Annotated in this window: 9 protein-coding genes and 1 tRNA gene; 6 read left to right on the forward strand and 4 right to left on the reverse strand. The window is 69.3% G+C overall.

The window, feature by feature from the left end; genetic code table 11:
- Positions 1–69 precede the first annotated feature (69 nt).
- Positions 70–145, forward strand: a tRNA-Ala gene (locus ACLL9L_RS07375).
- A gap of 57 nt (positions 146–202) precedes the next feature.
- Here ACLL9L_RS07375 and ACLL9L_RS07380 read toward each other — a convergent pair.
- Entirely contained in the window at positions 203–505 is a 303-nt protein-coding gene (locus ACLL9L_RS07380; protein ID WP_411284005.1) for a tyrosine-type recombinase/integrase, read from the reverse strand.
- Between the two features lie 619 nt (positions 506–1,124).
- On the opposite strand from ACLL9L_RS07380, the gene ACLL9L_RS07385 reads away from it, so the two are divergent.
- The 5 genes from ACLL9L_RS07385 (at position 1,125) to ACLL9L_RS07405 (ending at position 5,750) form a co-directional block, all read left to right on the forward strand.
- On the forward strand, positions 1,125–2,045 hold the full coding sequence (locus ACLL9L_RS07385) for an aminoglycoside phosphotransferase family protein (RefSeq protein ID WP_411283997.1): 921 nt from the start codon (positions 1,125–1,127) through the stop codon (positions 2,043–2,045).
- Between the two features lie 1,241 nt (positions 2,046–3,286).
- A complete protein-coding gene (locus tag ACLL9L_RS07390; protein ID WP_411283998.1) occupies positions 3,287–3,514 on the forward strand; it encodes a hypothetical protein in 228 nt (75 codons plus the stop codon).
- 18 nt (positions 3,515–3,532) lie between these two features.
- Positions 3,533–4,222, forward strand: a complete 690-nt coding sequence (locus ACLL9L_RS07395; protein WP_411283999.1) for an FAD-binding protein — start codon at positions 3,533–3,535, stop codon at positions 4,220–4,222.
- Positions 4,219–4,935 (forward strand): class I SAM-dependent methyltransferase, encoded by a 717-nt coding sequence (locus tag ACLL9L_RS07400; RefSeq protein WP_411284000.1) that lies wholly within the window; start codon positions 4,219–4,221, stop codon positions 4,933–4,935. Before ACLL9L_RS07395 ends, ACLL9L_RS07400 begins: the two co-directional genes overlap by 4 nt.
- Before the next feature lie 59 nt (positions 4,936–4,994).
- Positions 4,995–5,750, forward strand: a complete 756-nt coding sequence (locus ACLL9L_RS07405; RefSeq protein WP_411284001.1) for a DUF4118 domain-containing protein — start codon at positions 4,995–4,997, stop codon at positions 5,748–5,750.
- Between the two features lie 58 nt (positions 5,751–5,808).
- Here ACLL9L_RS07405 and ACLL9L_RS07410 read toward each other — a convergent pair whose 3' ends face one another.
- From ACLL9L_RS07410 to ACLL9L_RS07420, 3 genes are all read right to left on the reverse strand, one after another.
- Positions 5,809–7,377 carry a dolichyl-phosphate-mannose--protein mannosyltransferase gene (locus ACLL9L_RS07410; RefSeq protein ID WP_411284002.1) on the reverse strand — a complete coding sequence of 523 codons (1,569 nt, stop codon included), beginning with the start codon at positions 7,375–7,377 and terminating at the stop codon, positions 5,809–5,811.
- Between the two features lie 86 nt (positions 7,378–7,463).
- A complete protein-coding gene (locus ACLL9L_RS07415; protein WP_411284003.1) occupies positions 7,464–8,306 on the reverse strand; it encodes a CPBP family intramembrane glutamic endopeptidase in 843 nt (280 codons plus the stop codon).
- A gap of 9 nt (positions 8,307–8,315) precedes the next feature.
- Complete coding sequence (locus ACLL9L_RS07420; RefSeq protein WP_411284004.1) at positions 8,316–8,924, reverse strand: DinB family protein; 609 nt, start codon at positions 8,922–8,924, stop codon at positions 8,316–8,318.
- Positions 8,925–9,077: the final 153 nt, after the last annotated feature.

Genomic DNA, 9,077 nt, shown 5'->3' on the forward strand with positions numbered 1-9,077 from the left:
CAGCCGGCCGTGCGGACTGACGGGGTTCGGCAGGACCGCGTGCTGGTGTTAAAGTTTCGATCGCACCTCGGGGCTGTGGCGCAGGTGGTAGCGCGTCTCGTTCGCAATGAGAAGGTCCGGGGTTCGAATCCCCGCAGCTCCACCACCAGAAACCCCGCCTGACCTGCACACACGCCGTGCACCAGGCGGGGTTTCCCCTTTGTCATTCGGCACGCTTTCGCGTGCGTGCCCCCCGGGTGCCCCCCGGCCTCGAATTCAGCCTCTCCAGACCCGCCGAATCGGCCCCCGTCCCGAGGAAATGGAGATAGCGATTCGTCGTCGCAATCGACTCGTGACCCATCCACGCCTGGACCGTTCCGGGGTCGACTCCGCGTGCCAACCACAGGCACGCGGCCGTGTGGCGCAGGTCGTGCACCCTCCGACCTTGCCCGGTCGTCGCCCACTTCACTGACCGGAGAACCGCTGACCGATGCAGCGTCGCCCCCCGCGAGGTCGTCAGGAGCAGGTCGCCGGGCTCCTTACCTTCGAGAGTCGCTGAACGATCGGGAGCACCCGGTTGGCAAGGGGGACTCGGCGCGAGCGGCGACCCTTCGTGCTCTTTGTGCCAACGCCCTCGGGCGCCGAGCGACGAACCATGAGTCCCGGGGTGGGGACCTGCATGACGTCGGCCACCGTCAGCGCCCTGGCCTCAGCCCAACGGAGTCCGATCCAGCCGAGTACCAGAAGGACATCTGCCAATTGTTCATCCGTGGCCGCCCAGCACTCGTGTGCCATTTCCAGCTCAGCCTCCGTGAACGGAAGCATCTCCGTTGACTTGGCAGACTGCTTGGGAACTCTCACTCCGATAACCGGGTTGTCGACGATCAGCTTCTCTCGCACGCACCAGGCGAAGAACGCCGACAGGCTGGCCCGAGCACCCGCGGGGATCTCGCAACACGACGAACGCCCTGGGAATTGCCACACCTGACGCACATCAACTGGCGGGGATTGCCGGGATCTCGACGAAGGTCCCCGCATGTCGATTCGGGATGCGCGGAAATGCCGAAAGTCATGAACTGCTCGTCCACGCTCAGCGCTGCCCTGGGACGAGCGTGTAGACGGGCGCTCCTCGGTAGCCTTAGCAAGTGGCTCCTGACGCGATCGAAGAAGCAATCGCCGAGGCGCAACGCCGCCTCGGCATCTCGGACCGGGATGTGTCGTCGTCCGTCGAGCACTTCGCCGCCGTGGTGCGACCTGTGTGTGATGACTGGGGGCTGACGACTGAACGCTGGCTCGGTGGGGGCGCCGGGATGCCTACCCTGGCCGTGTCGTCGGCGGACAACATCCCGGGCGTTCTCAAGATTTCCCAACCGGGCGTTCTGGACGCCGCGGTGCGTGTCATGCGTGCCGCAGCTGGACACGGCTACGTAAGGATCCTCGCGTGGGACGCTCCCCGCGGAGCGCTCCTCACCGAGCGGCTGGGCGAGGAGCTCTGGACGGCGGCACCGACTCTGGTCGAACAATCACAGGTGGTGATACCCCTGCTGCGCGACGCATGGCGCGTACCGCTCGACTGCGGCAGCCCGTTCGAAGGCAAGGCATCTGGGCTGTTGGGCATCCTGACTGATCTGGGGCCACGCTACGGGACTGAGCACCCGGAAGCCCTACTCCTGGCTCATCGGTACGTGAGCGAGTTGGCGGCGTCCGAGCGAGCCGAGGTCGTCTGCCATGGGGACCCCCATCCCGGCAACGTGCTGCGGCGCGAGCCCGGATGGACCTTGATCGACCCGGACGGATTTGTTGGCGAACGCGCTTATGACCTCGGCGTGGTCCTGCGGGATGCGTGCGGAGAGATCGTTCTAGCGGAGGCTTCCGAGCCGGGCTCAGGGGTCACCTTTCTGCGTGAAGCTTGTCTCCAGCTCGCCGACCTCGCAGACGTCGACCCGGAGCGAGTGTGGCGCTGGGGTTACGTCGAACGCGTCACCACCGGGCTGTACCTGCGGTGGTTTGGTCACGCCAGCGAGTCGGCGACATTCCTCGAAACCGCCTCCAAACTGGCCAGCTGAGGCCGGACGGGATGGCCGCCTCGGCGGTGGCGATCAGACAGAAATGACCGCTGCGAGTCGATGTCTCGACTTCCTCGACTTCCTGTTCTGTCGCGACCGGGGCGCTCGGTTGTCGCACTTCAACCGGCGGACGACTGTCGCGCATCACCCGATGGAGGACAACCGACGCAAACTTGCACTGCTGCGTTGACCTCTATGAGATCAAGGGCGCGGCTGCGCTGCGCCGACCCGGCACCACCCTCCCGGCTCACGGCAGGGACCCCCGCGCTCCGGCGCTGGCGCGCCTGCGCGCACCCCCACCGCTCCCCGTCCAGGCGGCACCAGGTCGAAGATGGGGAAAGCCGCTGTGACCGTCTCGGGGTCAACTCACCTGCGAGCCGCCGACCCGTCGCTTGAGCATCCGCCCGACTCCGGGCCGCTTCAAGGGCGCTACGCGTCACTGCGTGATGGGGCAAACTCGAAGCCGATGACGGGGTCCCACAGCGTGAATCTGGTCCACGGAGACCCGACAATGGTCCTATGGGCAGTGCCGTGGTCGTTGCCATCATCGGGGGGGTCGCAGGATTGCTTACTGGATCGATTGGTTCTCTGATGGCGCCGTGGGCACAGTGGAAGGTCGATGAGCGACGAGAGAGGCGGAACGATCGCAAGGCGCTCGTGGCGGCGTGGCGCGCCGGACTGACAGAGGACACGACCGATTGGCACACGAGACCGGCACTAGACCATGCCGCCCTTGTGCAGACTCAGTGGTACACCTCACTTCGTCCCCACCTCAGCGCGGACGCCCGCGCCAGGCTCGAACCACCGCCTCGTACGTTTGTCGTCGGCCCGGACGGTGTGAGGGATTGGTTGGCAACCACCATTCTGGACGAGATCGACCGCGTTGAGCGCGCGTGGGGCCTCCCCTGAGGCGTTATCGAGAAACTCCGAGAGCTGATGTCCTACGCGAGATGGCACGGACGATCACCTGCCCCCCCGGTGCCCCCCGACCACAAGATGACGGCGGCCCAGCAACCTGCCTGCAACTCCTGCAAGGTGGGCTGTGCCGGCCCAAGTGGTGTCGGCACGCCTTCGCAATGAGAAGGTGAGGGGTTCGAATCCCCTCAGCTCCACCAAACCGAAACCCCGCCTGACGCGAACACCGTGCATCAGGTGGGGTTTCCTCCGAGGAGTGATACTCCTGCCTCAAGTTGGCCTCCAACCACGCCACCGGGACGTCGTCGGCAACGGTGTGGATGGACATGTCGTCGGCGTTCCTCGAGAGCGCCACCGCGCCAGGGCATGCCGCGAAGTCCGAGGACGAGGTCGGCATGCTCCTGAACCGGTTCTACTCGAATGCCTCCCGTCGCGGCCTGACGCACATGGTGACGGCGGCCCAGACGATCCGCAAACGGCGAGCAGCGATCCTCGCCGCGGTCAGGCTCGGGGTCAAAGTGCCCGCCACGAAGGCTTTTGCGAATGTTGTCTGACCAAGGCAGCATCGTCTCGTGGCCATCGACATCGACACATCTCGCATCCGGGCCATGGTGATCCAGGAACTGACAGCAGAGCCGATCATGAGGTGCGACGTCGCTGTCATCGGCGGAGGCGCCGCGGGCCTGAGTGCCGGGCTGGTGCTGGGCCGGGCCCGTCGCTCCGTCGTCGTCATCGACGCGGGACAGCCGCGCAATGCCTCCGCGGGTGGCGTCCACGGGTTTCTATTGTGTGACGGCATCAGCCCGGCCGAGCTGCTGGCGACGGGTCGCCGGGAGATCCAGCACTACGGCGGGCAGGTGGTGGCCGGCGAGGCTCCGGGCGTTGAGCGGATCGTGGACGGCTTCGACGTGAGCCTCGCCGACGGCACGGTCGTGGCGAGGGGGGAGCTGACCGTCGCCCCGCGGTTCGTGGCCCGCTCCGGGGTGCTGACAACCCTCGGGCTCGACCCATCGCCGCATCCGCTCGGGGTCGGCGAGTTCGTTGCCGCGGATGCCTTCGGTCTCACCGACGTCCCCGGCGTGTGGGTGGCGGGCAACGTCACCAACCTCCAGGCCCAGGTCGTCACCGCTGCGGCCGAGGGCGTCACCGCTGCGGCCGCCCTCAACGCCGACCTCATCGCCGAGGACACCCGGCGGGCCGTCACGGCCCATCGTGACCGGCTCGCCGCCACGCCCGAGCTCGTGGTTGCGAGCGGATCATGAGTCACGGACACGACCACGGCCCGGACTCGGGCCACCGTCACGGCCCCGACCACGGCCATGACTCCTCACCCGGCTCGGACGTCACCCACCTGTTCACCCAAGAGTTCTGGGACGAGCGCTACGCCTCGGTCGAACGGGTGTGGAGTGGCCGGCCCAACCCCCACCTCGTCGAGCTCGCCACAGACCTCGTCGCGGGGACAGCGCTGGACGTCGGCAGCGGCGAGGGGGCCGACGCGATCTGGCTGGCCTCCCGGGGATGGCACGTCACCGGGATTGACGTGTCCAGCGTCGCGCTGGCCCGCGCCGCCGCTCACGCGACCGGCGGCGGGCAGGAGATCGCGGGAACGATCGAGTGGAGACAGGCCGACCTCTTGACCTGGGACCCGGCTCCCGAGCAGTTCGACCTCGTGTCGGCACAGTTCATGCACCTGCCACGACCGTCACTAGACCTCCTCCACCTCCGGCTGGCCGCCGCCGTCCGCCCCGGCGGGACGCTCCTCGTGGTCGGCCACCACCCCTCGGACCTGGACACCACCGTCGGTCGCTGGGACCTGCCCGACCTCCTCTTCACGGCGGAGCAGGTCGCTGCGGTCCTCGATCCGGACGACTGGTCGATGATCTCGGCCACGTCGCCCGAGCGGCAGGAGTCCGACCCTGACGGGCGACCGTTGACGATCCACGACGCCGTCGTGCACGCCGTCCGTCGGGGTTGATCGATCAGGACGGACCAGTCGATCCGCCTGTCCCGGTGTTTCGGTGGACAATGAGCACCGTGAACACCCCTTGGCTCACCAGGCACCGCACCGAGCTCGTCGCGGCGGCCGCCCTCGTCCCGGTCCTCGTGGCCGGACTGCTCGCGACGATCCGCTCCGACATCAGCACCGCGACGGGTGTCCTCGTCATGGTCCTTGTCGTGGTCGCGGCATCCTCCACCGGCTACCGGCTCGCCGGGTTCGTCGCCGCCGTCTCGAGCGGGGTGTGGTTCGACTTCTTCCTCATCCAGCCCTACGGCAACTTCGCGGTGACCGACCCCAACGATCTCGAAACGGTCGTCCTGCTGCTCCTCGTCGGCGGAGCCGTCACCGAGCTTGCCCTCTGGGGGCTGCGTCAGCAGGCGCAGGCGAGCCGACGCTCGGGCTACCTCGACGGGGTCCTGCGCACGGCGGAGTCCGTCGCGGAGCGTCAGCCGGTCCCGGCCGACCTCATCGAGGTCGTCGCCGCGCAGATCACCGAGGTGCTGCGGCTCGACCGGTGCCACTACGTGCCGGAGGGCGGGCGGGTGGCCGGAACGCTCATCGAGCCGGACGGCTCCGTGACCCGCCACGGCCGCCCCCTCGACGTCGCGCGCGACGGCCTGCCCACGGATGACGAGATCGCCCTGCCCGTCCGCAGCGGTGGTGAGCTGCGCGGCGCCTTCCTCCTCACGGCCGCCACCCACGTCGTGCGCCCGAGCAAGGAACAGCTGCGAGTCACGGTCCTGCTCGCGGACCAGGTCGGCGGCGTCCTCGCTCGTCACACGCCCCGCTGAGCGCTGAGCGACCCACACCGCCGGCCGCACGGCATACCGGCTCGGCAGGAGGAGCTGCTCAGACCCAGCTCGGGAACCACATGTGCATCCGCCAGAAGTCCTGGGGCACGACCTGCGCGGTGTAGAGCGGGTAGAAGAACGCGAAGAGCAGCACCGAGACGATGACGAACGACCCGGTGACGAGCATCCCGACCTGGCGGCGCTGGGGGGAGACCGTCCGGCCGCCGATGCACAGGCCGAGGACGTAGGTCACGGCGAGGACGACGAAGGGCACGAACGCGACGGCGTAGAAGGAGTAGATCGTCCGGTCGGCGAGGAAGAACCACGGGAGGTAGCCGCCGAGGAAGCCCGAGAGGATCGCGCCGGCGCGCCAGTCGCGCTTCAGCGCCCACATGAAGGCCAGGACGAAGAGCGCCAGCGTGCCCGCCCACCAGATCGAGGGGGTGCCGATCGACGTGATCGCCTTGGAGCACAGCTCGACGGTGCAGCCCGCCTCGCCCTGCTTCGGCCCCTCGTAGAAGAAGGACGTCGGTCGGCCCTGGATCATCCACGACCACGGGTCCGTCTTGTAGGGGTGGTCCGAGACGAGGTGTGTGTGGAACTCGAGGATCTGGGCGTGGTAGTTCCACCAGGACCGGACCGGCCCGGGGATCCAGCCCCAGCGGGTCGAGCCATGGGTGTCGGCCCACTGCCTGTTGTAGCCGGTCTGCGTCGCGAACCAGCCCCACCAGCTGAGGCAGTAGGTCACGATCGTCGTGCCCACGAGGGCGACGAAGGCGGGCGGGCTGTCCTTGACGAGCCACGCCCGTCCCCACGCGGGTATGCCGGCGGCACGCCGGGCGCCGAGGTCCCACAGGACGGTCATCAGCCCGAAGGCGACGACGAAGTAGAGGCCCGACCACTTCGTGCCGGTGGCCAGCCCGAGGCAGAGGCCGGCCGCCCAGCGGTAAGGACGCCAGCCCATCGACGGACCGGAGCGGGTGAGCCGGTCCCGGGGGATCGCCGCGACCCGGCGCGCGAGGACCGCGCGGGACGCGTCACGGTCGATCAGCAGGAAGCAGAACGCGGCGAACGCCCAGAACATGACGATGAGGTCGAGCAGCCCGGTGCGGGAGTGGACGAAGTGGTGGCCCTCGAAGGCCAGCAGCAGCGCGGCGACCGTGCCGAGGAACGACGACCCGAACAGGCGGCGGGCGGCGCGCCCGACCATGAGGATCGACAGGGTGCCCATCACCGCGACAGCGAAGCGCCACCCGAAGGAGCTGGTGATGCCGAAGAGCTGCTCGCCCCACCCGATGAGCCACTTGCCCACCGGCGGGTGCACGACGAGGTCCCCGACCGTCGGGTCGTAGACCGCCCGCCAGTTGCCGGCGGTGAAGTTCTGGTCGATCTGCTTGGCCGTGTTCAGCACCGAGTCGTTGCGCATCTCGACGCCGAACTGGATCATCGACCAGCCCTGCTTGACGTAGTACGTCTCGTCGAAGACCAGCTGGTGCGGGTCGCCGAGGTTCCAGAAGCGCAGGAACCCCCCGATCGCGGCGGCGACGAGCGGACCGACCCAACCGAGGACCCGCATCCCGACGGGTTCTCCGAGCAGCCGTCGGCGCAGCCGCCCCTCCCTCGTCATGGGGCCATCGTATGCAGTGTGGCCGGAGAGATCCTGACGCCTGGCGGTCGAGGGGACCCTGATCGTCGTCGCCGCGGAGAGCCCCGTCAGCGGAGCCAGCTGAGGTGGTCCCTGGCCAGGGTGTAGCCGACGAAGGCCACGACGTCGAGCACCGTGTGCGCGACGACGAGCGGCCCGACCCGCCGCCACCGCAGGTAGACCAGCCCGAAGACCAGACCCATCACGAGGTTGCCGACGAACCCGCCGAAGCCCTGGTAGAGGTGGTAGCTGCCGCGCAGCACCGCTGACGCGACGAGCACGACCGGCACCTGCCAGCCCATCTGGCGCAGCCGGGTGAAGAGGTAGCCGACGACGATGACCTCCTCGAGCACGGCGTTCTGCACGGCCGCCAGGACGAGCACCGGCACCGTCCACCAGGCTCCGCCGAGGTTGGCCGCCGCCACCTGGGTGTTGAGCCCGAGGGCCTTGGCCGCGACGTAGAGCCCGAGCCCCGGGATGCCGATCAGGGCGGAGAGCAGCAGCCCGCTGCGGAGGTCGAACCCGGGTCGTCGCAGGTCGAGCCCGAGGAAACGGCTGGGGGAGAAGGTGGCCGGGGGCGCGACCACGCGCAGGAGGTAGAGCGCTGCGGCGACAGGTACCAGGGCCACGGCGATGGCCGTCAGCTGGTAGGCCAGGTCGAGCCACGGCCGTTCCGGCGTCACCGCGTTGTTCAGCGACGAGGACTGCTGGTTGAGGGCGACCGAGATGGTGAGCCGGTCGATGATCCGCAGCACGGCATACACGGCCGAGGACCCGAGCGAGATGCCGAGGACGATGAGGACCTCGCGGCCCAGCGCTCGCCGCCGGGGGACGGCGCCGGCGGCGGTGGTGCTGGCCGCGCCGGGGGCGCTGGTGGTGGCGACCGGCTCGGGCGCGGGGCTCACGGGCATGGCGGCACTCTATGCACCCCCGCTGACCGCTGCGGGGGTCCAGGGCTTGAGCCAGTCGGTCTCGGGCCAGCCCTCCGCCGCGGCGAGCAGCTCATACATGGTCGCCCCGTCGACGGACTCCCGCACGATGTCGGCGTGGCCCGCGTGCCGGGCGACCTCCTCGAGGATGTGGAGGAGGACCCACCGGACCGACCAGGCCCTCAGGTCCTTGGGGAACCACGGGGCGTCGCGGGGGACCGGGACGGCGAGGTCGAGGTCGAGCCCGGCGATGGCGTCCTCGGTCGCGCGCGCCGCCTCGTCGAAGCGGGCGAGCAGGTCCTCGATCGTGTCGCCGGAGGCGTCCCAGTCGCTGCCGTAGTCCGCCATCCGCTCCCCCGCCGGGCGGGTGTCCGGCGCCGGCTCTCCCGGCGCCGCGGCAACGCGCGCCATCCAGGTGCGCTCGCAGTTGGTCACGTGCTTGACGACGCCGGCGAGGCAGATCACGCTGACTGAGGGTGTCGCGTGGGCCTGGTCGTCGGTGAGGCCGAACGTCGCGTTGCGGATGCCGTCGTGCTGCTGGCGCAGGAAGGCGCGCAGGCCCTCGTGCTCGGTGGCGACGGGAGGGGCGGTGCCGGGCATGTCGTGCTCCTTCGGGTGAGAGGGGATCGGTGGGGTCGGGGTCAGGCAGGGCCGGGCAGGGTCTGATCAGGGCGGGGTCAGGCTCGGTGGGCCCGCAGGCCGCGCGGTGGTGGTGTCGTGGTCATGCGACGACTGTCGCAGCAATGGCGGACA

It is taken from the genome of Lapillicoccus sp. (assembly GCF_046595215.1).
Lineage (GTDB): Bacteria > Actinomycetota > Actinomycetes > Actinomycetales > Dermatophilaceae > Lapillicoccus.